This window comes from Bacillus sp. AFS037270, assembly GCF_002585305.1.
The window spans coordinates 26,041-52,747 of record NZ_NUNF01000085.1 but is presented as its reverse complement, the minus strand read 5'-3'; the positions used below and the strand labels follow the sequence as shown (position 1 = coordinate 52,747).

Here is a 26,707-nt window from a genome sequence, read left to right as displayed (position 1 = left end):
GACAAGTCGCCCTATATCGGGGCTGACCAAGGCGCTTGCGCTTTTCTTATTTTCGAATTCAGAATTACTTTTCCTCAGACTTTTGGTTTGATGTGGAAGTCATCCCACCAGAGAGGACAAACTTCATTGCATCCTCAGCCTTCACCTCTATAATTTCCACTTGCTCTTTAGGGATTAAAAAGGTAAATCCAGCAACCTGAAACGTTTGCGGAATATAGACGGCTACATGATCCTTTAATGGACTATAAAAATCTTCCAATTCCTCTGATGTAATAAACCCAATACTTCTCATTTCTGTTCCTGGGATTATCACCAACGCCACTTTAGAAAAAGCCTTTTTATCGCCAAGAAAGGATTGAACAGTATCTTTTATAACCGAATAAATGGTTTTAACAACAGGAATTTTTTCAAGTAAGTAATCAATTAGTTTAATGATTTTTCCTGTTATGTATTTAGTAGACATCCAGCCTAAAACAGTAATAAGGATAACCGTGGTTAACAGACCAAATCCGGGAATGTAATCACCCTTGAGGTAAGGCCTTAAAGAGTTGCCTAGAATGCCGTCCAAAAATAGAAAGGTCTTGTAAATCACATAAATAACAAGAATAATTGGAACAATGGTTAAAACGCCATTTAAAAAATTCTTTAAAACTGTTTTCATCCTATCACCTACAAAATATCATTGTCTTTCATAATATAGGCGAATGCACATACAGGTCAAGCATCTAGTTCATACAGTACTTATGAAAAGAAACAAATTTCCTTGAGGAGTGAATGTTTATGTATCATCATGGTTACGGTTATGGAATTGATGGCTGCGGCGGTTACCCAGCCTATCCAGTAGGTGGATGCGGTTATCCGGTAGGTGGATGTGTAGGCTTCGGCTTTGGCGGATTTGCGTTAATTGTTGTGTTATTTATTTTGTTAATCATCATTGGCGCAAGCTGGAATTATTGATAAATAGAAAATGGCTGATCCTAAAAGCGGGTCAGCCTTTCTTTTTCCGCCATTTTCATCAGACGGCAATATTTCTTGGCAGTCCCGATGAAATGAGATGATAGAATGAAAAATTACTTCATACAATGGAATATACCTACTTATTTTGATAAAGAAAGTGGTGTCCATTGTGGGAAAGTCATTTCTAATCAAACCAATGTTAGATGAAATATACCCGGTCATTGATTATGGCAAAGGGGTTTATTTATTTGATATGGAAGGAAAAAAATATCTGGATGCCGCTTCAGGTGCTGTGACTGCTAACATAGGTCATGGGGTAACGGAGATCATCGAAGCGATGCTAGAGCAGGCCAAAAAAGTCTCTTTCGTTTATCGTTCACAATTTACAAGTGAAGCCGCTGAAAAACTTGCTGACAAACTTGCAGAAATACTACCGGGTGAGCTAAAATGGAGCTTTTTTGTAAACAGTGGTTCAGAAGCAACCGAGACAGCGATGAAAATGGCGATCCAATACTGGCAAGAAACAGGGGTTCGAACGAAGAACAAGATTCTTTCAAGATGGGTTAGTTATCATGGTATTACAATGGGAGCGCTTTCAATGTCAGGCCATCCTGGAAGAAGGGCACGGTTTGTTCCTCTCTTAGAAGATTTTCCTGCTATAAATCCACCATATTGCTACCGGTGTCCGTACAATCTTGAAGCTCCCTCCTGTCAATACTTGTGTGCCCATGAATTAGAAACAGCAATAAAGCGAATTGGTGCTGAACAAATTGCAGCCTTCATTGCCGAACCCATTATCGGAGCAGCCGGAGGAGCAATTACGCCCCCAAAGGAGTATTTTAAACATATTAAAAAAATTTGTGAGGCCAATGACATCCTTTTTATTGCGGATGAGGTCATGACTGGTTTTGGCCGATCTGGAACTATGCTGGCCTGCGAGCATTGGGGAGTAGTACCTGATATTGTTGCTTTGGGGAAAGGAATGGGGGCAGGCTTTGCACCCATTGCCGCGGCTGTAGCAAGTGATAAGGTCATGGAGCCGATTCTGGCCGGGTCAAAGTCAGTCATGAGTGGTCATACCTTAAGTGCAAACCCACAATCATGTGCTGTGTCTTTGGCTGTTCTTGAATACTTAGAAAAAAACGAGATTATGAAAAAGGTAGATAATAAAGGGATTTATTTGAAAAACCAACTTGAGAAATTAAAGGCGCAATTCCACTTTATTGGCGATATCCGTGGCAGGGGCTTGCTGCTTGGCATTGAATTTGTTGAAGACCCAAGTATAAAACAGCCATTCCCGAGAAGGTCATCCGTAACACAAAAAATAATTGAAATTGCAAAAGACAAGGGACTCCTAGTATACCCGGCGGGTGCGGGTATAGACGGGGTAAATGGAGACGCCATTATTATCTCCCCTCCTTTAACAATTACAAAAAGGGAAATTGAGGAATTGGTTTTTCTTTTAAAAGACACATTTACAGCTTTTTCAAAAATAATAAGTACAGGAATGGATGGTGAACATTAATTGGAAAATCCATTCGGAAAAATTACGACGATTGAAACGGTCATGGATTTTTTTCACGATGGAATGACCTTAATGTTCGGCGGTTTTGGCGGGGTGGGTTCACCACCAACATTGATTGATAGCATTTTGAAGAAAGGCGTTCAAAATCTAACATTAATCGGCAATGATACGGGATTCCCCCACATAGGAATAGGTAAAATAGTCAGCCGTGGCAGGGCAAAGAAAGTTATCGCTTCCCATATTGGCTCAAATCCCGTCGCGGGTCAACTTATGCATGATGGTAAGTTAGAGGTTGAGTTCTCACCACAAGGAATCTTAGCAGAAAGAATCCGTGCTGGAGGGGTTGGTCTGCCGGCGATTTTATCTGACATAGGTATGGACAATGAAATAGTCTCCAATGATAAACCGCGATATGTACTAAACGGAAACGAATACTTAATAGAAACTGCCTTAACGGCCGAAGTTTCGATTGTCTATGCCAAAAAGGCAGATGTGTATGGTAACTTAATTTATGACAAAAGTGCCCGCAATACTAATCCACTTGTCGCAATGGCCGGGAAACTCACCATTGCAGAGGTAGAGGAAATAGTACCATTGGGCAGTCTTGATCCGGATGAAATTATCACACCCGGAGTATTTGTTGACTATGTAATCTCCTCCCAAGGGGTGAATTGGAAATGGGCATGGGAATAGACGAAAGAAACCGAATGGCCAAACGAGCTGCAGAGGAAATTCAGAATGGTATGGTGGTGAATCTCGGTATTGGTATTCCATCCCTTGTCCCTAACCACCTTTCAAGAGAAATACAGGTAATGTTTCATGCTGAGAATGGGATTACGGGAATGGGGCCAAGTCCCGGAAAAGGAAAAGAAGATGAGAATTTGTGCAATGCCGGCGGCTTTCCAGTGACCCTAATGAGTGGTGGTTCATACTGTGACAGTGCTGTTGCCTTTGGTATGATTCGCAGGGGAAGGGTTGATATTACCGTTCTAGGATCACTGCAAGTGAGTCAATATGGTGATTTGGCCAATTGGATTGTGCCGGGTAAAAAAGTACCGGGTATGGGAGGAGCAATGGAGCTCGCACAAAAAGCCAAAAAGGTAATCGTTGTGATGAACCACTGTGATAAAAACGGGTACCCCAAAATTGTTAATACATGTTCACTCCCCTTAACATCCTCCCGATGCGTTGACTTAATTATTACAGAAATGGCTGTCTTTAAGGTGTCCCACGAAGGACTGCTTTTGTCCGAAATATTTGCACCGTACAATCTTGAGAGTGTGGTCAGTAAAACAGGCTGTGAATTTAAAGTTAGTGAAAATATTCGCAACATACCGTACTAATGGGGAATTTGGCTTAAAGGGGTGAACAAAAGTGGAAAAATATGAACACCATGTAAAGCAATGGTTAAAGGAGAATCGGGCTCGAGCAGCAAGACTTTTACAACTGCTTGTCCGAGAAAATAGTACCCGTGGAAATGAGAGCAGTACACAAGCTATTGTCATTGAGAAATGTCGTCAGCTTGGATTAACACTCGACATATGGGAAATTGGCGGTGATGAATTAAAAAGCCACCCGGCCTATTGCTGCGACCGCCAAAGCTTTGATGGAAACCCAAACTTGGTCGCAGTCTTAAAAGGAGCTGGCGGTGGCAAATCGATTATTTTAAACGGCCATATTGATGTGGTTCCGGTTGGCGATGAGTCAAACTGGGATCATGAACCATTTAGTGGAGTAATTGAGTGCGGCAATCTTTATGGAAGAGGGTCAACTGACATGAAAGGAGGGAATGTTGCCCTATTAATGGCAATGGAAGCGATTATTGCCAACGGTATAAAGCTAAAAGGGGATGTTATTTTTCAAAGTGTCATTGAAGAAGAAAGTGGAGGAGCAGGTACACTGGCAGCTGTTTTAAGAGGCTATCAAGCAGACGGAGCAATCATTCCTGAGCCAACCAACATGAAGATGTTTCCAAAACAACAGGGTTCCATGTGGTTCCGGATTACTGTAACTGGAAAAGCGGCACATGGAGGAACAAGATACGAAGGTGTTAGTGCGATTGAGAAATCTCTAATAGTAATTCAGAGTTTGCAACAATTAGAGAAAGATAGAAATGCAAGGGTTACTGATCCTCTATTTAAAAAAATTCCTATCCCTATTCCAATTAATATCGGCAAAATGATGAGCGGAGATTGGCCTTCATCAGTCCCTGATACAGCCGTAATAGAAGGAAGGATGGGAGTATCTCCTGATGAAAGTATTCAATCTGCACAGATGGAAATGGAAAAATGTTTGCAAGATCTTTGTGATCAAGATGAATGGCTGAAGAGGCACCCTCTTAAGCTAGAATGGTTTGGCGGGAGATGGCAGCCGGGAAGTCTCGAGACTAACCACCCGTTAATTAATGAATTAACGAAAAGCTTTATTGAAGTTAAAGGAGAACCGCCTGTTATTGAAGCAAGTCCATGGGGCACAGATGGGGGAATCCTCTCAACTGTGGGCCATACTCCCGTTGTCGTCTTTGGACCCGGTTTAACGGCAGTAGCACATGATGCTAATGAACATATTATCCTTGAGGATTTGTTTGCAGCAAGTAATATAATCGCCCTAACCATTTTGAGATGGTGTGAAGTCGCGGAATCATCATGATTGGCACCTTCATTTGTTGATTGATAAAATCATATTATGATAATTCCGAATGCAGACTAGCATATGGAGAGTATTAGTATGAAATTTTAAGTCTGGCTAAATACCGGCCAGACTTTCATTTCGTCTACGATTGAAGAATTTATTCTCCGGGTTTTAGAAAAGCAGTTGAGGAGTGACAATATGAACCAAACCGCATCCACTATCTATGTGAACGAAACTAACTATTTTTGTGAAGTATATTTAGACCCCTTTAATAAACGAATCAGGGTTGATGATTACCGTGGAAATACAAAATTTTTATTAGAAAAAGTGGAAGAGCTTGTTAAGAAGTATCAAGCTGAAAAACTCATCATTAAAGCCCGTAGTGAAGACTTTAAAACGTTTGTCGAAGCAGGACTTCAGCCTGAAGCGATGGTGGACCGTTATTTTCTAGGTTCAGACGCTCATTTTTTTTCAAAATTTTTTACGCCTGAACGCAAAAGGAATGACCATTGGATTACCGAGGATGGAATTATTCAGAGTATCTATCAATTAAACCCTACAATAGATCAAACATTCCCACCAAAGGAATATAAATTGAATAAGGCAGATGAAAGCTGCGCTGGAGAGCTTTCCGCCTTATACAAACAAGTATTTCTAATTTATCCCACTCCATTGCATGATCCTCAATATGTAAAAAAGACTATGAAGGATGGGACAATCTATTATGTCTTTACCTATCAGGGAAAAATAGTAAGTGCCGCCTCTGCAGAGATTAACGCTTATTACAAAAATGCTGAATTAACCGATTGTGCAACGTTAATCGAGCACCGAAAATATGGACTTATGAAAATCATTCTCCAAGAACTAGAAAAGGACTTAATGAAAAATGGAATTTTTTGTGCCTATTCCATCGCTAGGGCTTTATCATTTGGGATGAATGCTGCTTTATTTCAACTGGGATATTCCTACAGAGGCAGGTTCATGAATAATTGCTACATCTATGACAAACTAGAGAATATGAATATGTGGGTGAAAAATCTGGCAAACTGCTAAGATTTCGGCTGGCGGTGCCAATTTTTCAGCACACTAGATGCTATAGCAGGCAGGTGAATAAAATAGGACAATTAACGGCATTAACACAAGAGGTTTTGACTGCCATTCTTAAAAGCATTGATGAAGGAATCCATGTTGTCAATACTGAAGGAAAAACCATTTTCTACAATGAAATAGCTGCCAAACATGATGGGATGGACGTAGAGGAAGTGTTAGGAAAGCATTTAATTGATGCATTTCCCTCTTTGACAGAAGAGTCGAGCACTCTTTTAAAGGTTATAAAAACAGGAAAGCCCATTTATAATCAAGCTCAGGTGTATGTCAATATGCACGGAGTGAGGATTGATACCATTAATACCACGCTGCCTATTTTTCTTGCGGAGGACTTTGTTGGCGCAGTCGAAATTGCCAAGGATTATTCAAGAATGAAGCTGCTTGCAGAAAGACTTTTAGACTTACAAAAAGGTTTTTCTAAGAGCAGCCCCAACAGACGTGCAAAGCAGGTAAAGTATACACTAAATGATATAAAAACAATCAACCCGGAATTAATTAATACTAAGGAAGAGGCAAGGAAACTGGCAAAATCGGATTCTCCGATTCTTGTCTACGGGGAGTCTGGAACTGGAAAGGAATTGTTTGTCCAGGGTATACACCATGAGTCCCATCGTTCAGAAGGTCCATTTGTCGCTCAAAATTGTGCTGCCATCCCAGAAACGCTGTTGGAAAGCATCCTTTTTGGGACAGTCAAAGGCAGTTATACTGGGTCTGTTGATCGGAAAGGTTTATTTGAATTGGCTGACGGCGGGACCCTTTTTCTCGATGAACTTCACACGATGTCGATAGAGCTTCAGGCCAAACTTTTACGGATATTAGAGGACGGGATGATTCGCAGGGTGGGCAGCTCACAAAATATTTCCGTTAATGTTCGTGTTATTGCCGCCATGAATGTACACCCACAAACAGCACTCCAAGAGAAAATGATTCGCCATGATCTGTATTATCGCTTGAATGTGTTTACCTTTTCTCTCTTGCCCTTAAGGGATAGGAGAGAGGATATCATGTACTTAACTGATTTTTTTATACAAGATTTTAATAGACAATTAAGTAAGACGATTCAAGGTGTGGAAAAAAATCTAGAGATATTTTTAACTGGATATCAATGGCCCGGAAATGTCCGAGAACTTAAACATACGCTAGAATATATGATGAATGTTTGTGAGGGAAATCACCTTGGGGTTGTTGATTTGCCTGTTATCCTGAGGCAGTATCCTGCTGGTGCCAAAGGTAATAATCATCCTTCTGATAATCTATCATTAAGAAAGAATTTGGAGGAAGTGGAGAAAAAGCTAATCATAAGTGCCCTCGACCTTTCTAAAGGAAATATCAATCAAGCTGCCAAGCTACTTGAAATACCAAGGCAGACTCTTCAATATAAATTAAAAAAAATTCCTCACTAAACCGCCGAATTTTCGGCGGTTTTTTTGAGTCTCAAAATCAAAATAACCAAGGAATCGGCTTTTTATCTGACTGTAGAGTTGGCACAATTCTTGCATATTATTTAGTGAAGCAAGATTGGAGGAAATGATATGAAACATTTTATATATAAACCAAACAGATATTGGAAAGATATAGAACTTTGGAAAGATGTTACCGAGGAACAGTGGAACGATTGGCTATGGCAATTAACCAATACCATTCGTACAGTCGATGATTTAAAAAAGGTAATCAACTTAACCCCAGATGAAGAAGAGGGGGTAAGAATTTCCACTAAAACCATTCCCTTAAATATCACACCCTATTACGCTTCATTAATGAATCCAGATGATCCCCGCTGTCCGATTCGGATGCAATCGGTACCGATCTCTAAAGAAATCTACAAAACGAAATATGATCTTGAAGATCCCTTACATGAGGATGAGGACTCACCGGTACCAGGACTAACACACCGCTATCCTGATCGGGTGCTCTTTCTAGTCACTAATCAATGCTCGATGTACTGCCGTTATTGTACGAGAAGACGTTTTTCGGGTCAGATTGGCATGGGTGTGCCTAAAAAACAGCTTGATGCTGCTATTTCCTACATCAGACAAACACCGGAGGTTCGCGATGTATTAATTTCCGGCGGGGATGGACTGTTGATTAATGATAATATTTTAGAATATATTTTGAAAAATCTACGTGAAATTGACCATGTGGAAATTATCCGAATCGGAACAAGGGCACCAGTGGTCTTCCCGCAGCGGATTACTGAAAACCTCTGCAATATTTTGAAAAAATACCATCCAATCTGGTTAAACACCCATTTTAATACTTCAATTGAAATTACCGAGGACTCAAAAAAAGCCTGTGAAATGCTGGCTAATGCCGGTGTACCTGTTGGAAACCAATCTGTCATTCTAGCAGGAATTAATGATAGCGTTCCAATCATGAAAAGGCTCATGCATGACCTCGTAAAAATCCGTGTCCGTCCTTACTATATCTATCAATGTGACCTTTCAGAGGGAATCGGGCATTTTCGTGCTCCTGTTTCCAAGGGACTAGAAATTATCGAGGGGTTGCGCGGCCATACGAGCGGATATGCTGTGCCAACCTTTGTCGTCGACGCTCCAGGTGGAGGCGGGAAAATTGCGCTGCAGCCGAACTATTTAATTTCTCAGAGTCCGGAAAAGGTCGTGCTCCGAAATTTTGAAGGTGTGATTACCTCCTATCCGGAGCCTGAAAACTATGTTCCTGGCAGAGCTGATGAATACTTTGAAAAAGTATACCCTGATATGGCAGACAAAAAGTCACTTGCAGGGATTGCCGGAATTATGAATGACCAGCATTTCAATTTAGTACCTGAAGGATTATCAAGGCTCAATCGCCGTAAACAATACATTCAAGACCCTGCTCATTCTTCGTTAAAAGATAAGCGGAGTAAACGGGATGAATTAAAGGAAAAGAAGTTTAAAGCAATGACGGAAAAAGGAAAGGGAAATAATTTAGGTGAAAATACAAACCAAGTAATTAAACCAATTAAGGAGTAGGAGGTGTATGGAGTGAAAATTCAATGCGAATGGTGCAATAATTCTAATGTTAAAGCCACATCAGACTCTGTTTACTGGGAATTACCTGACGGTTCGCGTGCAATTGAAATCAAAGAAACACCTACACAGCATTGCTGTGACTGTAATATGACCTATCAGAGTGAGAGCATTGTAAAAGAAATAGAAGATCAATTGTTTTTAATTAATTGTAAACAAATTGGAAAAGTGATTTCCTACGAGGAATTAATGAAAATTCCAAGATTATTAAAGAGGAATTATTTTGACTTTTCAAGTTAACATAAGAGCAGCCCTAAAAAGGCTGTTTTTTATTATGGTTTCCTGTAATTCCAACTGGACGATACGAATAGTATCCGTTATAGTAATTCATAAGAAAAATGACTCGTTTCCGAATTGGACAAGAAAGGCGTTAGAAAGTATGAGAAAATCATTTTATCATTTTTTAATGAAATATAGACATCCTGCACCGAAAGATGATATCAGTGCTTTTGCAAATAATGCGTTTTTGGATCATGGGTTTCCAAAAACATCGGAAGATTACCACCAAATAAGTTCATACTTGGAAATGCATGGACAGTATCTAAAATCGATGTCCGTCTTTGATGAAGCATGGGAGCATTATCTAAGTGCCGAAAGTTAAATAAAAACATTTAAATCGCCCAAAGCTGGCGATTTTTTTATTTCAAAATTGTCATGAGCGATATTTTTCACCCTGCATATACTATTGTAATTAAACTACACGACCAATCCATTTGAGGGGATGGGAGGATATGGCAAAGAGGAAGAAACCAAAGTATAAAATTGGTGATACCGTCGTGATCACCATCTATGGTACGGTTGGAAAAGTTACCGATATTAAATTATTGGACGGCAATTACGTTTATGAAGTCAATAAGAGTGAAGGTCTCTATATAGAAGAAGCCCTTCAATTGCTTTCAGAATATGATGGCACCTTGGTAGAGCAAGAGCAGATTGATATTGAGTATAAATTCTTTTTCGGTGACTTAGTTCAAGTAAGTGGATATGGCGCTGATTTATTTAAGGTAGTCGGTTTTAGAACGGAAATTTGGCGTTATAAAGAAGATGCTTGGGAAGATGTTATTTACGAACTATCTCGGGTTAGTGATGGAGAATGGCTTGAAGCCGGCGAAGAGGAATTAACCCTAGTCGCTGATGCCGAGAATGCTGATACCTTCATCCAAAAGCTGGGTCTCCTATACTTAGTCAATAAGCAAGAAAAAACTGAAAAAACACCTAAGGTTCAAGGAATGGTCCGAAAGGCCGAATTTGAGGAAATTGAACGAAAAAAAGAAAAAAAGGAATTAATCGATAACTTATTGGACATATTTAATGATTACCGGATTTTATATGAAATGTTTCAAGACCAAGAATACTATCAAGTAATGCGGGTAATCCTTAGGAAACTAGAAAGCCTGGTAAATAATGATGGCAAAAGCCATGTGTAACTACCATCTTGAAATCTCAAACAATAAATAAAGGACAAAGGGAATGCCGGCCCATTTTATTAAAGAAAACATGGTGTTAGTTAACTTCTCAAATAGTTGGAGGGTGTACCCATCCTCCTTGTTTACATCTTCAATAAATGCCTCTAACTTCAATTTGAAATTTGACATTCTATCACCTCATCAACTTCTTTTTTTTCATCCTATGCTTGTCCACTCAAAAAAAGACATAAATTTATTGGAACTTTATTAAGATGGAAACAGTGGAAATCCTTTCAAAGTAACTAGCATGAAAAGGCCATGTACATCATACATTCTCTAAAAAGGGGGCGATGCTATGAGAGAAATCGAAGTGTTTATTGATACAGAAGAAATTGCCGAATTTTTCTTTCATGAGCTGGTGAAGCGGGGTTACGTTCCTAGCGAAGAAGAATTAGAAGAACTCGCAGATATAACCTTCGAATATCTAATTGAAAAGAGTATTATTGATGAAGAAGTAGAGGATGACTAACTACCTAATTAAAAGAGTCTACCTCGTTAATGATAGATATGGCAAAAGACGAGCATGATGCTCGCTTTTTGTTTGTAATCAACATGTATAGTAACTCCTATGAGATTTGGATTATTTTTTTGTTTTTGACGAAACCTTTATTTGTTTGCCTCGTATATATGATTACGAACCTAAGGAGGGGTTTTTATGTTAAAGAAAATCCTTAAATCTCTTATAAGCGGAAAATTAAACAATCATCACAAATACTCATCTTCTAGTGATGTGTGGAAGAAAATGAATCACCATAAACATAGTCACTATGGACATCATCATTACAAAAAAAAGCATAAAAGCGGCAGTTTTTTGTCTAGTTTTTTTAGCAGCTAAAAAGGGGTTTAAATGTTTAAAAGGATTGTTTTGTTCTTTTCTAATTTGTTTGAAAGACCATTATCATCTGACGAAACAATTGCCGGGAAATTTAGGATAATCAAACATCTTGGAATGGGCAGCTATGGGCACAGTTATTTAGTTATGGATCTCTTAACCCAGCAGAATAAGGTATTAAAAGCATTAAGGATTCATAAAAGAATCACAAAATCAGGCAGGAAAGGCTTTGAACTGGAGAAGGAATTATTAAAATCCATTCATCATCCGGGATTCCCTAAGTATTTCGAAGATGGAACCTACAATAAAATTCCTTTTTATACAATGGAGTATATTGATGGGAAAAATTTTGAACAGCTTATTTTTTCTGAGGGCTTGACAATATCTGAGCAAGGGGCTTTTAAAATTGCTGATGAATTATTGACCCTAATCGAATATTTGCATGGCAGAGATATTATCCATCGAGATATTCGGATTCCGAATGTCATTTTTGATGGGTCGAAGGTCAGGTTGATTGACCTGGGGTTAGGGAGATATTTACGGCAGGAAAAAGAAGGTATAAAAAGAACAAAAGGATTAGATTTACGAAAAGGAATTAATTTTCAGGCTGACTTTTATGGACTCGGCCATTTCCTATTGTTTCTGTTGTATTCCAACTTTTCCTTTGAGCGGCACGAAAAGGAAAAAAGCTGGGAAGAAGAATTAGAAATTTCATCCTGGGCAAAACACATTATTAGAAGACTTTTACAGATTGAGCCTGCATATGACGACTGCTCACAGCTGAGAGTAGATATAGAAAAGCTAAGTATCTAGGAGGAGAAAAATGTCATTTTTTAACAAAGTATTTGCCAGTGTGGGAATTGGGTCCGCTGAGGTGGACACAAAACTTGAAAAGGATACGTACATGCCGGGAGAAACAGTTCAAGGTGTGGTGGCAATTAAAGGCGGGAAGATTGATCAGCAGATTGATGAAATATATCTTGCCTTAAATACAACCTATTTAAGAGAGTCAGATGACAGGAAATACTCTGTAACAGCAGCCATTGACCGGTTCCGGTTAACAACCCCATTCACGATTCGGGCCAATGAGAAAAGGGATATCCCTTTCTCCTTTCAGCTGCCATACGACACACCGCTTTCGATTGGTCGTTCAAAAGTATGGGTAACTACTGGGCTGGATATTAAGGGGGCAGTCGACCCTAGTGATCAGGACTACTTAAAAGTGGTCCCTAATCCATTAATGTCTGCTGTATTTAATGCAATAGACCAGTTGGGATTTAGAATCCGTGAGGCAGATTGTGAGGAAGCACCGCGCCGATTGCGCGGGCGTTTACCGTTTGTTCAGGAATTTGAATTTGTTCCAACTTCTGGATTATTCCGCGGTAGATTAGATGAATTAGAAGTTGTATTCTTTCCAGCTGGAAATGGTTCTCTTGATATTATTTTCCAAGTTGATAGACGTGCCCGAGGATTATCAGGTTTATTCTCTGAAGCGTTGGGAACCGATGAGACCAATGTAAGATTAACGGTTACAAACGAGGATATCCCATCGATTCAGCAAAAAATTCAAAACGTTATCCAAAGGTATTCATAGTTGTAATTAGGACAATAGGGTCATGTAACCCTATTGTTTTTTTTGCCAAGTAAATGAAAATCGACAAAAAAAGTGGGGTATTAATGGAGGAATCGACCCTTGTTATCGCCAATTATTTAGAATAGATAATTAAGTCAAATAATTGGAGGGATAAGATGATCAAAATGTTAACGAAAAAGGCATATAACCCATACGACGTGACAATCTTTCAAACTCCAAGGTACCGTGAACGTAGAGGATATAAAGAGGTGTATCGGACAACTATTCCTGCCAGCAGCCGCAAGCAGTGCTTACAGGAAACGTTTAGCCGCTTTAATGTGACCGACAGGATTCCAGCTGATTACAAAGGGAGATTTATGTCGACAGGTGATATTATTTTAATTGATGAGGGCCGAGGTGGCCAACATTATTACCAATTAAGATCAGGTGGTTGGGAACTCGTAAATCGAATAAATATTAGGTGAACAATACATAAAACCTAAGGATAATCCTTAGGTTTATTTTTATTAGATCATCGAACAAACGGATGTTTCCGCTTTCCGTGTTAACTTTTACGTTCTGCAGCACTAAATTCTTTGGCGTGTGCATCATGTTCTGCCACAATGGCTTCAGGTGGGATGTGATTATTCTTTTTTTTCCCACGGATACGTGCTCGGTGTTTTTTACCCATTAATACCCCTCCTTTAACCTAATAATAGGTTTCCACAATTTCAAAAAATCATGTCTTCGTTTTCATTAAAAAACGATTATGTTATAGTGTCTATGGTACAAACTTATTACTGTACTTACTTTTTTTGGGAGGTTTATTTATGAGTGTACATATTGGGGCAAAAGAGAATGAGATTGCTGAAACAGTATTACTTCCTGGGGATCCACTTCGGGCAAAATATATAGCGGAAACATTTTTAGAAGATGCCAAATGTTACAATGAAGTTCGGAATATGTTTGGCTACACCGGAACATATAAAGGAAAAAGGATTTCTGTCCAAGGTACTGGGATGGGTGTTCCTTCTATCTCTATTTATGTTAATGAATTAATGCAAAGCTACAATGTTCAAAACCTTATTCGGGTCGGTACTTGTGGAGCAATTCAAAAGGATGTAAAAGTTCGAGATGTTATTTTGGCGATGACAAGCTCAACCGACTCCAATATTAATCGTTTAACCTTTGGTCATGTCGATTTTGCTCCGACAGCAAATTTTGACTTGCTAAGAAAGGCTTATGATGCAGGGGTTGCAAAAGGTCTTAATTTAAAAGTAGGGAATATTTTTACTGCTGATTCATTTTATAATGATAATGCTGATCTTGAGAAATGGGCTAAATATCAAATCCTTGCTATTGAGATGGAAACAACGGCCCTTTATACATTAGCCGCAAAGTTTAATCGCAAGGCTCTTTCTGTTCTTACTGTTAGTGACCATATCTTAACAGGTGAAGAGACAACAGCAGAAGAAAGACAATTAACCTTTAATGATATGATAGAAGTAGCATTAGAAGCTGCGACTAAAGAATAATGTTTTAGCATGCCTCTTCCAATCTGGAAGAGGTTTTTTCTTTTTTATAAAAAGGAACTCCGTTGTAAAATGGAGAATTTAATTGATAGTAACAATCAAGGCAGTAGTGAAAATCGTCATCAAAAGTTGGCATATGAGTTGTAAAATGAAAAAAAAGCAAATACGTGACAAAAATCGAATATACATTGTGTGATATAGGGTGCAGGGGTATAGTATGAATGAGGTGAACGAAATGAAAGAGCAGCTCAAAATAGATATAACTGGTATGACCTGTGCAGCATGTTCAACAAGAATTGAAAAAGTGCTAAATAAAATGGACGGTGTTGATGCCAATGTCAATTTACCGTTGGAAAGTGCAATCATTTCATATGAAAAAAACAAAGTAACAAGTCGTGATATTATCACCAAAATTGAGAATCTCGGATATGGTGTACGGTTTGAGAAATCAGATTTTGATATATATGGGATGACCTGTGCAGCATGTTCCACAAGAATTGAAAAAGTGTTAAATAAAATGGACGGTATTAAACATGCAACCGTAAATTTAGCTGCTGAATCAGCAAGTGTTGAATATAACCCGGGAGAGGTTACGATTCAGGGTATTAAGGATAAAATTAATAAGCTTGGTTATGAAGCGAAGGAGAAAGGGCAAAGGGAATCAAAGCAACAGCATAAAGAAGAGGAAATTAAACAGAAGAAACAAAAGTTCCTCCTATCCGTGATATTAACAATTCCACTATTATATACGATGTTGGCGCATATTCCCGTTGACCTGGGCCTGCCAGTACCGCATCTATTAATGAGTCCATGGTTTCAATTCCTTTTAGCCACACCGATTCAGTTCTATATTGGAGGTCCGTTTTACGTTGCTGCCTACAAGGCACTTAAAAACCAAAGTGCAAACATGGATGTCCTTGTTGCATTGGGAACCTCTGCCGCCTATTTCTATAGTCTTGCAGAAGGCATAAAGACCATCCGATACCCTTATTATATGCCGCATCTCTATTTTGAAACGAGTGCTGTTCTTATTACGTTAATTCTGCTTGGAAAGTTATTGGAAACAATGGCAAAAGGGAGGACAACTGTTGCTTTATCAAAACTGCTAAACCTTCAGGCAAAAGAAGCCACAGTGATTAGAGACGGAAAAGAACAGCAAATTCCAATCGATGATGTGAAGGTAGCCGATCGCATAGTTGTGAAGCCTGGTGAGAAAATTCCAGTTGATGGGCAAGTGATTCAAGGGCAATCCTCGGTGGATGAGTCGATGATTACGGGAGAATCCATCCCGGTAGAGAAATCGATTGGTGACACACTAGTTGGTTCTACTATTAATAAAAACGGAACGCTGACTATGACCGCAACAAAGGTTGGAAGAGATACTGCACTGGCAGGAATTATTAGAATTGTCGAGGAGGCACAGGGTAGTAAAGCACCCATTCAACGGCTAGCGGATACGATATCTAGTTATTTTGTCCCTGTAGTAGTTACTATATCAATCTTAACGTTTATGGTTTGGTTTTTATTTGTTAATCCGAACGATTTCCCTTCTGCGCTTGAAACTGCGATTGCTGTTCTCGTGATTGCTTGTCCTTGTTCACTTGGACTTGCAACCCCGACCTCCATTATGGTGGGAACAGGGAAAGCCGCTGAAATGGGGATTCTTTTTAAGGGTGGGGAATACCTTGAGACCGCCCACAAAATCAATGCCATCGTCTTTGATAAAACAGGTACGATTACAAAAGGACAACCTGTTGTAACAGATTTTATTGCCTATCAGGATGAGAAAAAGGTCCTCCAGTATCTTGTTTCTGCAGAAAAGTCATCTGAGCATCCACTTGCGGAAGCGATCGTTAAATATGGAATGGAAAAACGGTCGAGTACCTTACCGGTAAAACGTTTTAAAGCAATACCAGGATATGGTATTGAAGCGAAAATTGGCAATGACGAGGTTTATGTCGGGACACGTAAACTTATGAATTTAAAAAGCATTTCATACCATGACTTGGAAAGCGATCTTCTTCGCTTTGAAACAGAAGGAAAAACAGCAATGTATATTGCCATAAATGATACGATCATGGGAATGGTGGCAGTAGCAGACACTGTAAAAGAAACAGCTGCACAAGCAGTGCAGCAATTATCAGAATTAGATATCAAGGTATATATGCTGACTGGTGATAATGAACGGACAGCTAAGGCCATTGCTAATCAGGTTGGAATCCAAAACGTCATTGCCGAAGTTCTCCCGGAAGAAAAAGCTACACATGTGAAGGAACTACAGTCTAAAGGGTTAAAGGTAGCGATGGTGGGTGATGGAATCAATGATGCCCCTGCTCTTGCTGTAGCCGATATTGGCATTGCCATAGGTACCGGGACAGACGTCGCGATTGAAGCAGCTGACATTACCATTCTTGGTGGAGAACTTACTTTGGTCCCAAAAGCTATTTCGTTAAGTAAAAAAACCATGCAAAATATTCGGCAAAATCTCTTTTGGGCACTCATTTATAATTCCGGAGGAATTCCGATTGCTGCATTTGGGCTGCTTGCCCCTTGGGTAGCAGGGGCTGCGATGGCCTTCAGTTCAGTTTCTGTGGTAACTAACTCACTACGGTTGAAGAGAGTAAAAATATAGAAAACGGTACTTACCACCCGGTAGTGCCGTTTTTCTTTGGGTAAAATGAAGGAAAATGTAATTCTTATTATATTCATTAACTTTTCTTTGTTAATATTATATAAAAGATGTTATTCTAATCACTAAGGGTTTACTTTTAAAAATGGCTTCAAAAAATGTAAGATTTACCCGTATGATAGTTTAAAATTCATATTTTTATGGTGAATGAAAGTGGTGAAGGCTTTGGATGAAAAAAATGAAGAACAACTGAAGGGTAAGGAAGAAAAAGTAGAACAAGAGCAAGTGATTGAAAATAAATCAAGTTACATACGCTTGAAAAAGTTTCATTTTATTATGCTGCTATTTTTCCTTGTTTTCTTATCGGCTGGGATTACAACCTTTGCTCTTGCGTTTGGAAAAGAAAAAGTGGTAACAGTTACGCCGGACAGAACAGAATTTAATAAACTTTATGAAGCATTTGATACCTTAAAAAATGGCTACTATAAGGATGTCAACCAGCAGAAACTGATTAATGGTGCGATTGACGGTATGGTCAAATCATTAGATGATCCATATTCAGATTATATGAGTGATGACGAAGCGAAAAGCTTTCATAACAGCATATCCTCTTCATTTGAAGGAATTGGTGCCGAAATCCAAGAAAAGGACGGGCACATCGTCATCGTTTCTCCTATTAAAGGGTCTCCTGCTGAAAAATCAGGTTTAAAGCCAAATGATATGGTCATCTCCGTAAATGGGAAAAGTCTTCAAGGGATGAATTCGACTGAAGCTGTCACCTTGATAAGAGGTAAAAAAGGAACAAAGGTAACATTGTCGATTCAACGGCCAGGAATGGCTGCACCAATGACCGTACCGATTGTTCGTGACACGATTCCAATTGAAACCGTTTATGGGGAAATGGTCGATGATCGAATCGCAAAGGTTCAAATAACTAGTTTTTCAAGCAACACATCTAAAGAATTGGTAACTACTTTAACCGATCTCCAGAAAAAAGGAATGAAAGGTCTTGTTTTAGACTTACGCCAGAATCCAGGGGGATTATTGGATCAAGCGGTAAGCATTACAAGTATGTTTGTTCCTAAAGGAAAAATTATTGTCAAGGAAGAGGACCGAAACGGAAAAATTAAGGAAATTGCTTCACAAAATGAAGGAAATCCTGATCTTCCTCTGGTTGTCTTAATTGATAGCGGCAGTGCAAGTGCTTCTGAAATATTTGCTGCAGCCGTAAAAGAATCTGCAGGTGTACCACTTGTTGGTGAAAAGTCGTTTGGAAAAGGAACTGTTCAAACGGCAGCTGATTTTGAAGATGGTTCAAATCTGAAATATACCATTGCTAAATGGTTAACACCAAACGGTAACTGGATTCACAAGAAGGGGATTGTACCGGATGTTCAAGTGGCGCTCCCGGATTATGCCACATTACCGATAATTAACCCAGATAAAGAACTAGCAATCTCCACTTCATCGACAGAGGTACAAACTGCCCAGAAAATGTTGAAGGCGATTGGATATGACCCAGGCAGGGAAGATGGATTCTTTGACGATAAGACAAAACAGGCAGTCATCAAATTCCAAACAGCCCAGAAGCTTCCTGGTAATGGTGTGTTAAAGGGTGACTCTACCTTAAAGCTTATGGATGTATTACGTGAGAAAATTAAAAACAGCGATACCCAATTACAAAAAGCAGTTGAGGTACTAAAAGGCCGAATGAAATAACATTTTTAACCCGACTCCAACTGGAGTCGGGTTAAACTTTATTACAGAAGGGATAGAATTATGAAAAAGGCAGAGGTATACATATTGTCAGGATTTTTAGGAAGCGGGAAAACTACATTACTAAAACTCCTACTTGCGGACGAGCGCAGGCACGGAAGAAAAGTAGCTGTCTTGATGAATGAACTTGGTCAAGTGTCAATTGACTCAGATGCGGTCGAAGATGAAGATGTTTTATTAAAAGAGTTATTAGGAGGTTGTATTTGCTGTTCCATCCAGGACAAGCTTGAAGCACAGCTTCAAGGACTATTAATTGAGGAACAACCGGAAGTTATTTATATTGAGACAACAGGTGCGGCTCATCCAGTGGAAGTATTAGATTCCATTCTTTCACCCCTGTTTGCAGATCAATTATTGATAAAAGGGATTATTACGACAGTAGATGGCACTAGGTGGAAAAACAGAAAAGTGTTAAGCCCTCAACTGCAGCAATTGATCCTTGAACAAGTGAGGAATGCGGACTTTATCCTGATTAACAAAATTGATGAACTGAAAGAAAATGAGCAGGCACAGCTGATTTTTGAGATGCAAGGGTTAAATCCAAAAGCGCAATGTTTACTAACCAGCTACTCAAAGGTTCCTATGGACCGGCTAAGAAATTTATCTGTGAATGTCAAAAAGGAATCTAGCCACATTCACTTAAACTTATCTACTTACGTATACCAGTTTCATAAACCAATCAGCGATACAAGTTTTGAAGAATTTTTAAAGAATTTACCAGATACCATTTATCGGATAAAAGGATATATTAAGTTTCACTATTCGGAACAGCTTTTTCTTTTTCAATATGCATATGGGATGCCGCTCTACATGAAGGAATATATGAACATGCGCTTGAATCTTGTATTTATCGGTGAAAACGTGGATTGGGGGATAATTGAACAACAGCTTGTCTCACTTGAAAATGAGACAGAGACAGTATAGCTTGAATAAAAATGAGTGATGAATGAATGATAAATTCCACTTCAGGTAACTCTTTTAATGTAGCAAAAAAACCATTAAAGGAGGAGCTCCAATGAAGAAGGCAGTTTGTTGTTTCTTATTAGTTATTCAAATCCTCCTAAATGGATATGGAGTACATGCGGCAAACGAGATTAAGGACAATGTAGAAATGCCGGATTGGAACAAGGTTAATCAGTTATTACCGAAATATTCAAAATTTACCATCCAAGATATGGAAACAGGGAAAAAGTTCAAGGTACAAAGACGAGCAGGAAGTCACCATGCTGATGTACAGCCGCTAACCACAAAAGATACTGAGATTATGAAAAAAATCTATGGAGGAAAATGGAGCTGGAAACGCCGCGCTATTTATGTCATTCATAAAAAGCATCGGATTGCCGCATCCATGCATGGAATGCCGCATGGAGCAGGGGCACTGCAGAATAATTTTCCAGGTCATTTTTGTATTCATTTCTTCGGAAGTACAACCCATCGAACCAATTCAATGGACTTGTCTCATATGCTTATGATATATAAGGCTTCGGGCAAATTAAATGAATACCTGGCAAATGCAGATCCCTATCAGGTCATTAACGCCTATATTGCTGGTTTCAAACAGCAGGATTCTGTTATTGTTTCGAAAATATCGCTCCAAAAAGTAAAGTGGAACCCAATCCTAGATAAAGTTGAGAATGTCAGGCTAACACGATTAGAGGTTCTGCCGCCAGAAGACCTCACCCAAGAAATAAGTTTAGACGTACCTGCTGAAATCGATTGGTATATTAAGGATGTCGGCGGGCAAACATTTCGAGGAGAGATCCATTTAATTCGGTTTTCTCCTGCAGATGTTTGGAGAGTGGATTCCAAACCATTTATAAAAGAAAATCACTTTTAATAAACAAAAACACCTTTAGAATCACTAAAGGTGTTTTTAAATGAATTATCTTTGTTCACCAAATTTGATGAAGGTCAGTTCATCTTCGATTAAACCGCAAGCACCACATTGGACTCGATAATCTGGTCCGTTATAGGGAAGATGAAATGGTTCCAACTCATTTTCGCCATATTGGCGGATAACATCTCCGGACTGAGGATCAAGCTTAACAGATTGAGAAACTTGTTGAATAATATTAAAACGGCTTCGGTTTGTTTTACAATTCGGACATTTGTAAGGGGTTGACATAGGTTTCTCCTTTCTTACTTTTGTTAAACATTATTTTTTGCAATAATATTGGTAAATATGTAACAATGCTAGTGAAGGAAGTGTTCAATCATCAATTAATGAACCAACTAAGTTAGGGGAGAAAAGCCGTGAGAAAGATAGTACTTATGCTTATTACAATATTGTCTTTAAGTGTAGCTGTTTCCTGTAGCAATGAGCAAGAGAAAACAGGTGATATGCCGGAAATGGTGGATGTAAATTTATCAGTAAAACCTAATCCCGGTGAAGCAAATAAGCCAATCATATTTGAGGCTAAGGTTACGCAAGGAAAGGAAAAAATTAATGATGCGGAAGTTACTTTTGAGGTTTGGCGATCAAAAGATCCAAATCACGAGAAAATTGCCCTTAAACACGCAGAAGATGGTGTTTATCGGTTAGAAAAAACATTTCAACAAGAAGGTACTTATTATATTATTTCTCATGTAACCGCCAGGGACATGCATAATATGCCTAAGAAAGAGTTTACGATTGGGAAACCAAGTGAGAAGGAAGATTCCACATCTGACCACTCTATGGATGGAATGAACATGGATGATCACAAAAGTCAATAATCATACGGGTTTATATACAGGAAAGACAGCCACTTGGCTGTCTTTAAGTTTTAAGTTAGTATTGTTATTCCTCTTTTTTTGCCTTAATATTTACCGTTGCTTCCTTTCCAAGCTTCTGATTCACGATTTCCTTTACTTTTTCGGAAATATCTCCTTCATATGTTGAACCGATATTTAACTTGCCTGATAATTCTTTAATACCTAATTGGCCAAAATTATTAGCATAATCTAAGTGTTCGATAACGATTTGGTCAACCTGCAGGTGGTTAATTTGAACAGCTGGAGGACTATCTTTTTCTTTTTTTTCTACAGGGACACTAATGGATTTTACCTCTGTTTTGACCTCAATAATTTTTGATTCTAAAGAGGATATCTTATTTTCCAATTCCGATATTTTTTTCGTAAAAGTTTTATTTGAAGTAAACAAGCGAAAGATGAATCGCATAAAAACCCTCTATTCAGAATTGGTTTTTTCAAAACCGAACCTGGATAACTACCTTAGTTAATCTTATTTGTAATAACCGGAAACATGCAAAAAAAATCAACGTCTACAGAATTTCTGTCACGTCGATTTGTGAGTATTGCATATCAATATTTTTGGGAATTTTTATTTCCAGAATTCCATCTTTATAATTTGCTGTACCGCCTTTCTTTTTAACAATAGCTGGAAGAGTGATGGTATTAGAATCCTCTCGCTCCGGAATATGTTCAACTATAAGCTGATTAGAAGTATGATAGAGGCGAAGCTGATTCAGCCAGTCTTCGTTTCGAATGGGAATTCTTACAAACACATAATCATGAGTCTCAAAGGCGGATGAATTTAATACATTGGCCGACCTCTGTTTTGTTTCTGGTGTTTGAAAGCTGCTAAATAAATCTTGGCCATTCATCATATTGCCCATGTTGGGCATCATTTTTCCAATAAGATCCTGAACATAATTGTTAATCTCATCCGGTTTCATTTTTTGTAATGATTCTTTCATATCCTTTGTAAAAGGAAACATATTCCAAGGAAACATGTCTTTCAACCTCTCTAATAACTAAAATTGATTGGCAATTGGTGAGGATGGGTTTGCAATTTGATCTTGGTCACTAATATCTGTGTCACCGAAGCCATTTAGAGAAAACGAACTTGATGGAGAAAGATCCCCTAAGGCAAAATTGGATCCGATCCATTTTTGGTTAGCAGTATGGCTATTTTGGACGGAAGGTCCCAGAGAAATATTGGCATTGTTAGCAACGGAATTCGTCTTTATATTAAAAATGTTTATTTGAAAGGGCATTTTTTTCAGTCCTTTATCTCGAATTACTAAAGACGTTCGATGGATTTGCGATATCACCCATATCATTGATATCTGGATCAATAAAGACATTCTCCATGGCCGCTGTCGGCGGCGCAAAATCTCCATAGGATGAATTTTGACCTTGGGATTTTGAATTAGCTGTATGGGCATTGTGAAGGGCTTCGCCGATGTTGACAGACCCGTTGTTAGAAACACTGTGTATTTTCAGGCTGAAGATATTAATTACAGTCTGCATCCTGTCACATCCTTTATTGTTGTTATCCGTATCATATGCAACCACTCGCCCATCCGTTATCAAAACTTCAAATCCCTTAAAAAGGGACATGAGATAAAATTTGCATATATAATGATTTCTTTTTAACATATATATAAGGGGAGAATTCTTTTAAGCGAGGTAATGATTGTGAAAAAGAAAACGGCTTTGATTACAGGAGGAGCTTCTGGTATCGGCAAAAAAACGGCACAACTACTTGCGGAAAATGGGTATCAACTTGTGATCAACTATCGAAAAAGTGAGTCAGAGGCAGTTTTCTTAGTAAAGCAATTAAATGATCATTACGGGACGAAAAATATCGCCATCCAAGGTGATGTTGCAAACAAAGAGGATTGCATACGCATTGTGAATGAGTCTCTCTCAGCCTATTCAAGTGTGGATGTTTTAGTTCATAATGCCGGTCCATACATACATGAACGAAAAAAACTGACAGATTACTCCTTTGAGGAATGGGATTATTTAATCCAAGGTAATTTAACAGCGGTTTTTTATTTATCAAAACTGATTATTCCAGTGATGAGAAAACAAAGCTGGGGCAGGATTATTACGTTAGGATTTGATCGTGTTGAAACCACACCCGGCTGGATTTACCGATCGGCCTTTGCAGCAGCAAAAACGGGTTTGGCTTCCTTAACAAGAACAATTGCAATGGAAGAAGCGGAGCATGGGATTACCGCTAATATGATCTGTCCTGGGGATATTACAAAAGAGTGGAAGGAAAAAAGCATTAAAGAATCCATTTCGTTAAGCGGTGAAAAGCACTCGGTGGGAAGACTAGGCACGGGTGAGGATATTGCTCGCGTTATCCAATTTTTAATTGATGATCGATCTGATTTTATTACAGGTAGTATAATACCAGTAACCGGCGGGGTAGATGTCCTTGGTAAGGCATTAAGAACTTAAAAATTAAATAAGTTCAAAAGTTTTTGAACAATTTGATTTTCTGAATGAAACTGGCTGCTTTTGTAGATAATAGAATTTATTCATCTATGAAAGGAGCAAAGTAATTTATGAGTTTTAACATGAACCGAATTAATCCCAATCAAACCCAAGTGTTTTTTCATGATGGCCGCTTTGAAACGTTAACAAATGAGGAATTAAACGAATTTTTGCTCCATATGGGACTAAGTGAAGTCAATAATGAACAAAATTTATCGGAATAATTGTTTTTATACTAAAAGAAAAGCAATCGGCGCATGCCGATTGCTTTTTTTAGGCTTCTAGTAATTGAGAATCTGTTTGGTCTGTTCCGTTTCGCAAAAAATGGAAGGTATACAAGTCTTTTGGAATTTCATATAAGTCATAAACTTCTCCATTTGCATTCAATTGCGCGTAAAGAGATGCTCTCGTTTCATTTGCTTTCACAACATAAGGAAGTTTTTCTGCGGCTTTAATCGAGCGAATATTGACTTTTCTAATTCGCATAAAAATAGTCTCAATTCCAGCTTCATAAAAGAGTTCATTAAAAAATGCTTCCTTCGCTGGGCTATTATACCCTTTCCCATGATAGGGTTTGCCAAGCCAAGTCCCTAAGAACCCTGCATTTTCTTCAATGTCAAACAAATTGATTGTACCAATGGGGTTACCCCATTCATCAAGAATGGTCCGTGAAATTATTTCACCGCGTTCTTCCGCCTCAATGGTTTGTTTCGTCATAAATAAAAATTCTTCATATGAGTCAGCTTTTTGACGTACAAAAGGGAAGACATCTGGATGCGTCATTAACTCGTACAGTGTATGGCTGTCATGAAGATCACGTTTTTTCAACATGAAAATCCCTCCATTAGGGCATTCCGATCCCATGTGTAAAGAAGCGGTCCACCCTCGAAATTTTTTATAAAATTGCGTAAAAAATTTCGGGGTGGGAATCGAACCCACTAGAACCAGTAAACTGGTGGCGCACCATTTGCCTTCCCTATATCATTTTTTTTGTTACCGTATTATGTTCGTAAACCCCCAAATCCATCAGGTCCAAAATCATTTCACTTACAGTATAATACAAGAAAAATAGAAAAAATGAAATAGGTATTTTGCGGTTTTTCGCTAATATTTTTTACCAATTTTCTACACATTTTTAGCCTTCCGAATAAACGATTTCACCGCCAATCATCGTCCATTTCGGCTTCGCTAAATAATGGAAAGGGTGATGGTTCCAGAGGACTAAATCAGCATCCTTCCCTTCTTCAATACTGCCTAATCGATCGTCAATTCTTAGATTTCTTGCAGGAAGAATGGTAATTCCTTCAAGGGCCTTTTGTTCCGGTAAACCCTCACGAACAGCAAGACTAGCACAAATATTTAAGTATTGGATCGGTGTATAAGGGTGATCAGTTGTAATCGATACTTCTAAACCGTGATTTGTCAATTCTTGATACGTTTTCCATGTTTTATTTTTTAATTCAACCTTTGATCTTCTTGTTAATGTTGGACCAACAGAAACCTTTAATTGAAGTCCAGCTAGTTCATTGGCAATCAAATGGCCTTCCGTACAATGTTCGATGCGTAGATCAAGCTGAAATTCTTCTGCAAAACGAATCGCGGTAATGATATCATCCGCACGGTGCGCATGAATCCTTACCGGTATTTCCCTCTTTAACGCCATTACAAGCGGAGCAATTCGAAGATCTTCAGGATTATCCGTATGAAGGGCTTTGTAGAAAGCTTCCCTAAGCATTCCCATAATCCCCATTCTAGTAATCGAATCACTATTGCCATGGCTGTGAATCCTTTTTGGATTTTCCCCTAAGGCAATTTTTAACCCAGCTATTTCTTGGACAATCATGTTCTTAATATTTTTCCCGGTGGTTTTAATAACCGCAGTGGTACCACCAATCACGTTTGCGCTTCCGGGCATCACATGAACCGTTGTAATACCGCTTTTAATCGCATCGTTAAAAGCCTGATCTAATGGATAAACTCCATCAATCGCTCGAATATGGGGTGTAAGCGCTTCGACTGTTTCGTTAGCATCATTGCCGGCCCATCCAGTCCCTTCATCATATAAGCCTAAGTGTGTATGAACATCAATAAAACCGGGGAATAAATACGAGTCCGAACAGTCCATTATTTTTACTGTTAAATCTGACTTTAAATTTTTGCCTATTTTTTTAATCTTGCCCTTCTCAATAAGGATATCGGTGTATTTGGCCGGTTCTGAAGTAACCGGATATACATTTGCATTTTTCAAAAGTATTTTATCCATAGTAAAACCTTTCTTTACGTTATTAATGGTATTTTATCTATTTTAGCAACATATGTGTCATAGGAAAAGCGGCCTATTGATAATTTCTTTTACGGATTAATTTGAAAATCACGAAACCTTTATAAAGACGCAGCGTAAATATTAGCGTATTGAAA

At 38.6% G+C, this 26,707-nt stretch carries 34 protein-coding genes; 24 read left to right on the top strand and 10 right to left on the bottom strand.

The genetic code is table 11. The annotated features are described in order from the left end of the window. Window positions 1–64 precede the first annotated feature (64 nt). Window positions 65–661: a DUF502 domain-containing protein gene (locus COD92_RS28940; RefSeq protein ID WP_098529437.1), complete on the bottom strand. Its 597-nt coding sequence runs from the start codon at window positions 659–661 to the stop codon at window positions 65–67. A gap of 119 nt (window positions 662–780) precedes the next feature. Here COD92_RS28940 and COD92_RS28935 point away from each other — a divergent pair, with 119 nt between their 5' ends. The 11 genes from COD92_RS28935 (at window position 781) to COD92_RS28885 (ending at window position 10,676) form a co-directional block, all read left to right on the top strand. Further along, a complete protein-coding gene (locus COD92_RS28935) occupies window positions 781–957 on the top strand; it encodes a YjcZ family sporulation protein (protein WP_098529435.1) in 177 nt (58 codons plus the stop codon). Between the two features lie 169 nt (window positions 958–1,126). Further along, on the top strand, window positions 1,127–2,482 hold the full coding sequence (locus COD92_RS28930) for an aspartate aminotransferase family protein (protein WP_098529433.1): 1,356 nt from the start codon (window positions 1,127–1,129) through the stop codon (window positions 2,480–2,482). Continuing rightward, complete coding sequence (locus COD92_RS28925) at window positions 2,483–3,175, top strand: CoA transferase subunit A (protein ID WP_098529425.1); 693 nt, start codon at window positions 2,483–2,485, stop codon at window positions 3,173–3,175. Further along, window positions 3,160–3,825: a 3-oxoacid CoA-transferase subunit B gene (locus COD92_RS28920; RefSeq protein WP_098529423.1), complete on the top strand. Its 666-nt coding sequence runs from the start codon at window positions 3,160–3,162 to the stop codon at window positions 3,823–3,825. Before COD92_RS28925 ends, COD92_RS28920 begins: the two co-directional genes overlap by 16 nt. 31 nt (window positions 3,826–3,856) lie before the next feature. Then, a complete protein-coding gene (locus COD92_RS28915; RefSeq protein WP_098529421.1) occupies window positions 3,857–5,131 on the top strand; it encodes a peptidase in 1,275 nt (424 codons plus the stop codon). 180 nt (window positions 5,132–5,311) lie between these two features. Then, on the top strand, window positions 5,312–6,166 hold the full coding sequence (gene ablB / locus COD92_RS28910) for a putative beta-lysine N-acetyltransferase (RefSeq protein WP_098529419.1): 855 nt from the start codon (window positions 5,312–5,314) through the stop codon (window positions 6,164–6,166). Window positions 6,167–6,228: 62 nt separating this feature from the next. Continuing rightward, a complete protein-coding gene (locus COD92_RS28905; RefSeq protein ID WP_098529471.1) occupies window positions 6,229–7,623 on the top strand; it encodes a sigma-54 interaction domain-containing protein in 1,395 nt (464 codons plus the stop codon). 129 nt (window positions 7,624–7,752) lie between these two features. Then, window positions 7,753–9,192: a lysine 2,3-aminomutase gene (gene kamA, locus COD92_RS28900; protein ID WP_098529418.1), complete on the top strand. Its 1,440-nt coding sequence runs from the start codon at window positions 7,753–7,755 to the stop codon at window positions 9,190–9,192. 12 nt (window positions 9,193–9,204) lie between these two features. Then, complete coding sequence (locus COD92_RS28895) at window positions 9,205–9,489, top strand: YokU family protein (protein ID WP_098529416.1); 285 nt, start codon at window positions 9,205–9,207, stop codon at window positions 9,487–9,489. A 139-nt stretch (window positions 9,490–9,628) separates the two neighbouring features. After that, on the top strand, window positions 9,629–9,850 hold the full coding sequence (locus COD92_RS28890; RefSeq protein ID WP_098529469.1) for a YozE family protein: 222 nt from the start codon (window positions 9,629–9,631) through the stop codon (window positions 9,848–9,850). A gap of 130 nt (window positions 9,851–9,980) precedes the next feature. After that, window positions 9,981–10,676 carry a hypothetical protein gene (locus tag COD92_RS28885; protein WP_098529414.1) on the top strand — a complete coding sequence of 232 codons (696 nt, stop codon included), beginning with the start codon at window positions 9,981–9,983 and terminating at the stop codon, window positions 10,674–10,676. On the opposite strand, the gene COD92_RS32370 is transcribed toward COD92_RS28885, so the two are convergent. Beyond that, window positions 10,677–10,844 (bottom strand): hypothetical protein, encoded by a 168-nt coding sequence (locus COD92_RS32370; protein ID WP_176541152.1) that lies wholly within the window; start codon window positions 10,842–10,844, stop codon window positions 10,677–10,679. Window positions 10,845–11,010: 166 nt separating this feature from the next. On the opposite strand from COD92_RS32370, the gene COD92_RS28880 reads away from it, so the two are divergent. The 5 genes from COD92_RS28880 (at window position 11,011) to COD92_RS28860 (ending at window position 13,605) form a co-directional block, all read left to right on the top strand. Then, window positions 11,011–11,184, top strand: a complete 174-nt coding sequence (locus tag COD92_RS28880) for a YozD family protein (RefSeq protein ID WP_098529412.1) — start codon at window positions 11,011–11,013, stop codon at window positions 11,182–11,184. A gap of 186 nt (window positions 11,185–11,370) precedes the next feature. Next, on the top strand, window positions 11,371–11,550 hold the full coding sequence (locus COD92_RS28875) for a hypothetical protein (protein ID WP_098529410.1): 180 nt from the start codon (window positions 11,371–11,373) through the stop codon (window positions 11,548–11,550). A gap of 12 nt (window positions 11,551–11,562) precedes the next feature. After that, the gene (locus tag COD92_RS28870) at window positions 11,563–12,360 is read left to right on the top strand and encodes a serine/threonine protein kinase (protein WP_098529408.1); all 798 of its coding nucleotides are present in this window, start codon (window positions 11,563–11,565) and stop codon (window positions 12,358–12,360) included. Between the two features lie 10 nt (window positions 12,361–12,370). After that, window positions 12,371–13,141, top strand: a complete 771-nt coding sequence (locus COD92_RS28865; protein WP_098529406.1) for a sporulation protein — start codon at window positions 12,371–12,373, stop codon at window positions 13,139–13,141. A gap of 155 nt (window positions 13,142–13,296) precedes the next feature. Next, complete coding sequence (locus COD92_RS28860) at window positions 13,297–13,605, top strand: YodL domain-containing protein (protein ID WP_098529404.1); 309 nt, start codon at window positions 13,297–13,299, stop codon at window positions 13,603–13,605. A gap of 80 nt (window positions 13,606–13,685) precedes the next feature. On the opposite strand, the gene COD92_RS33120 is transcribed toward COD92_RS28860, so the two are convergent. Further along, window positions 13,686–13,811, bottom strand: coding sequence for a hypothetical protein (locus COD92_RS33120; RefSeq protein WP_098529402.1), 126 nt, complete (start codon window positions 13,809–13,811; stop codon window positions 13,686–13,688). 139 nt (window positions 13,812–13,950) lie between these two features. Here COD92_RS33120 and deoD point away from each other — a divergent pair, with 139 nt between their 5' ends. The 5 genes from deoD to COD92_RS28830 all read left to right on the top strand — a co-directional run bounded on the left by deoD (window position 13,951) and on the right by COD92_RS28830 (window position 20,894). After that, the gene (gene deoD / locus COD92_RS28850; RefSeq protein ID WP_098529400.1) at window positions 13,951–14,655 is read left to right on the top strand and encodes a purine-nucleoside phosphorylase; all 705 of its coding nucleotides are present in this window, start codon (window positions 13,951–13,953) and stop codon (window positions 14,653–14,655) included. Window positions 14,656–14,869: 214 nt separating this feature from the next. Further along, complete coding sequence (locus COD92_RS28845; RefSeq protein WP_480253571.1) at window positions 14,870–17,284, top strand: heavy metal translocating P-type ATPase; 2,415 nt, start codon at window positions 14,870–14,872, stop codon at window positions 17,282–17,284. A gap of 204 nt (window positions 17,285–17,488) precedes the next feature. Further along, complete coding sequence (locus tag COD92_RS28840) at window positions 17,489–19,000, top strand: lmo1851 family serine protease (protein WP_098529398.1); 1,512 nt, start codon at window positions 17,489–17,491, stop codon at window positions 18,998–19,000. 60 nt (window positions 19,001–19,060) lie between these two features. Continuing rightward, window positions 19,061–19,981 carry a CobW family GTP-binding protein gene (locus COD92_RS28835; RefSeq protein WP_098529396.1) on the top strand — a complete coding sequence of 307 codons (921 nt, stop codon included), beginning with the start codon at window positions 19,061–19,063 and terminating at the stop codon, window positions 19,979–19,981. Window positions 19,982–20,072: 91 nt separating this feature from the next. Then, window positions 20,073–20,894, top strand: a complete 822-nt coding sequence (locus tag COD92_RS28830) for a hypothetical protein (RefSeq protein WP_098529394.1) — start codon at window positions 20,073–20,075, stop codon at window positions 20,892–20,894. 45 nt (window positions 20,895–20,939) lie between these two features. Here COD92_RS28830 and COD92_RS28825 read toward each other — a convergent pair whose 3' ends face one another. Continuing rightward, window positions 20,940–21,182: a DNA alkylation repair protein gene (locus COD92_RS28825; protein WP_098529393.1), complete on the bottom strand. Its 243-nt coding sequence runs from the start codon at window positions 21,180–21,182 to the stop codon at window positions 20,940–20,942. Window positions 21,183–21,310: 128 nt separating this feature from the next. On the opposite strand from COD92_RS28825, the gene COD92_RS28820 reads away from it, so the two are divergent. Then, complete coding sequence (locus tag COD92_RS28820) at window positions 21,311–21,772, top strand: FixH family protein (protein ID WP_098529390.1); 462 nt, start codon at window positions 21,311–21,313, stop codon at window positions 21,770–21,772. A 64-nt stretch (window positions 21,773–21,836) separates the two neighbouring features. On the opposite strand, the gene COD92_RS28815 is transcribed toward COD92_RS28820, so the two are convergent. The 4 genes from COD92_RS28815 to COD92_RS28800 form a co-directional block, all read right to left on the bottom strand. Next, window positions 21,837–22,217, bottom strand: coding sequence for a hypothetical protein (locus COD92_RS28815; RefSeq protein ID WP_098529388.1), 381 nt, complete (start codon window positions 22,215–22,217; stop codon window positions 21,837–21,839). Window positions 22,218–22,320: 103 nt separating this feature from the next. After that, entirely contained in the window at window positions 22,321–22,791 is a 471-nt protein-coding gene (locus COD92_RS28810) for a spore coat protein (protein ID WP_098529386.1), read from the bottom strand. Between the two features lie 21 nt (window positions 22,792–22,812). After that, window positions 22,813–23,055: a spore germination protein gene (locus COD92_RS28805; protein ID WP_098529384.1), complete on the bottom strand. Its 243-nt coding sequence runs from the start codon at window positions 23,053–23,055 to the stop codon at window positions 22,813–22,815. A gap of 13 nt (window positions 23,056–23,068) precedes the next feature. Next, window positions 23,069–23,311, bottom strand: a complete 243-nt coding sequence (locus COD92_RS28800; protein ID WP_098529382.1) for a spore germination protein — start codon at window positions 23,309–23,311, stop codon at window positions 23,069–23,071. Window positions 23,312–23,479: 168 nt separating this feature from the next. Between COD92_RS28800 and COD92_RS28795 the strand changes: the two genes are divergently transcribed. Continuing rightward, window positions 23,480–24,253, top strand: a complete 774-nt coding sequence (locus tag COD92_RS28795) for an SDR family oxidoreductase (protein WP_098529465.1) — start codon at window positions 23,480–23,482, stop codon at window positions 24,251–24,253. 107 nt (window positions 24,254–24,360) lie between these two features. Then, window positions 24,361–24,513 carry a hypothetical protein gene (locus COD92_RS32365; RefSeq protein WP_176541151.1) on the top strand — a complete coding sequence of 51 codons (153 nt, stop codon included), beginning with the start codon at window positions 24,361–24,363 and terminating at the stop codon, window positions 24,511–24,513. Between the two features lie 49 nt (window positions 24,514–24,562). Here COD92_RS32365 and COD92_RS28790 read toward each other — a convergent pair whose 3' ends face one another. Both COD92_RS28790 and COD92_RS28785 read right to left on the bottom strand, forming a co-directional pair. After that, window positions 24,563–25,120: a GNAT family N-acetyltransferase gene (locus COD92_RS28790; protein ID WP_098529381.1), complete on the bottom strand. Its 558-nt coding sequence runs from the start codon at window positions 25,118–25,120 to the stop codon at window positions 24,563–24,565. 304 nt (window positions 25,121–25,424) lie between these two features. Continuing rightward, the gene (locus COD92_RS28785) at window positions 25,425–26,552 is read right to left on the bottom strand and encodes an amidohydrolase (RefSeq protein WP_098529379.1); all 1,128 of its coding nucleotides are present in this window, start codon (window positions 26,550–26,552) and stop codon (window positions 25,425–25,427) included. Window positions 26,553–26,707 lie beyond the last annotated feature (155 nt).

Coding starts and splice junctions, on each gene's coding strand:
- COD92_RS28940 (WP_098529437.1), bottom strand. CDS start 661: ATGAAAACAGTTTTAAAGAATTTTTTAAATGGCGTTTTAACCATTGTT.
- COD92_RS28935 (WP_098529435.1), top strand. CDS start 781: ATGTATCATCATGGTTACGGTTATGGAATTGATGGCTGCGGCGGTTAC.
- COD92_RS28920 (WP_098529423.1), top strand. CDS start 3,160: ATGGGCATGGGAATAGACGAAAGAAACCGAATGGCCAAACGAGCTGCA.
- ablB (WP_098529419.1), top strand. CDS start 5,312: ATGAACCAAACCGCATCCACTATCTATGTGAACGAAACTAACTATTTT.
- kamA (WP_098529418.1), top strand. CDS start 7,753: ATGAAACATTTTATATATAAACCAAACAGATATTGGAAAGATATAGAA.
- COD92_RS28890 (WP_098529469.1), top strand. CDS start 9,629: ATGAGAAAATCATTTTATCATTTTTTAATGAAATATAGACATCCTGCA.
- COD92_RS28885 (WP_098529414.1), top strand. CDS start 9,981: ATGGCAAAGAGGAAGAAACCAAAGTATAAAATTGGTGATACCGTCGTG.
- COD92_RS32370 (WP_176541152.1), bottom strand. CDS start 10,844: ATGTCAAATTTCAAATTGAAGTTAGAGGCATTTATTGAAGATGTAAAC.
- COD92_RS28880 (WP_098529412.1), top strand. CDS start 11,011: ATGAGAGAAATCGAAGTGTTTATTGATACAGAAGAAATTGCCGAATTT.
- COD92_RS28875 (WP_098529410.1), top strand. CDS start 11,371: ATGTTAAAGAAAATCCTTAAATCTCTTATAAGCGGAAAATTAAACAAT.
- COD92_RS28870 (WP_098529408.1), top strand. CDS start 11,563: ATGTTTAAAAGGATTGTTTTGTTCTTTTCTAATTTGTTTGAAAGACCA.
- COD92_RS28865 (WP_098529406.1), top strand. CDS start 12,371: ATGTCATTTTTTAACAAAGTATTTGCCAGTGTGGGAATTGGGTCCGCT.
- COD92_RS28860 (WP_098529404.1), top strand. CDS start 13,297: ATGATCAAAATGTTAACGAAAAAGGCATATAACCCATACGACGTGACA.
- COD92_RS33120 (WP_098529402.1), bottom strand. CDS start 13,811: ATGGGTAAAAAACACCGAGCACGTATCCGTGGGAAAAAAAAGAATAAT.
- deoD (WP_098529400.1), top strand. CDS start 13,951: ATGAGTGTACATATTGGGGCAAAAGAGAATGAGATTGCTGAAACAGTA.
- COD92_RS28845 (WP_480253571.1), top strand. CDS start 14,870: ATGAATGAGGTGAACGAAATGAAAGAGCAGCTCAAAATAGATATAACT.
- COD92_RS28840 (WP_098529398.1), top strand. CDS start 17,489: ATGAAAGTGGTGAAGGCTTTGGATGAAAAAAATGAAGAACAACTGAAG.
- COD92_RS28835 (WP_098529396.1), top strand. CDS start 19,061: ATGAAAAAGGCAGAGGTATACATATTGTCAGGATTTTTAGGAAGCGGG.
- COD92_RS28830 (WP_098529394.1), top strand. CDS start 20,073: ATGAAGAAGGCAGTTTGTTGTTTCTTATTAGTTATTCAAATCCTCCTA.
- COD92_RS28825 (WP_098529393.1), bottom strand. CDS start 21,182: ATGTCAACCCCTTACAAATGTCCGAATTGTAAAACAAACCGAAGCCGT.
- COD92_RS28815 (WP_098529388.1), bottom strand. CDS start 22,217: ATGCGATTCATCTTTCGCTTGTTTACTTCAAATAAAACTTTTACGAAA.
- COD92_RS28810 (WP_098529386.1), bottom strand. CDS start 22,791: ATGTTTCCTTGGAATATGTTTCCTTTTACAAAGGATATGAAAGAATCA.
- COD92_RS28805 (WP_098529384.1), bottom strand. CDS start 23,055: ATGCCCTTTCAAATAAACATTTTTAATATAAAGACGAATTCCGTTGCT.
- COD92_RS28800 (WP_098529382.1), bottom strand. CDS start 23,311: ATGCAGACTGTAATTAATATCTTCAGCCTGAAAATACACAGTGTTTCT.
- COD92_RS32365 (WP_176541151.1), top strand. CDS start 24,361: ATGAGTTTTAACATGAACCGAATTAATCCCAATCAAACCCAAGTGTTT.
- COD92_RS28790 (WP_098529381.1), bottom strand. CDS start 25,120: ATGTTGAAAAAACGTGATCTTCATGACAGCCATACACTGTACGAGTTA.
- COD92_RS28785 (WP_098529379.1), bottom strand. CDS start 26,552: ATGGATAAAATACTTTTGAAAAATGCAAATGTATATCCGGTTACTTCA.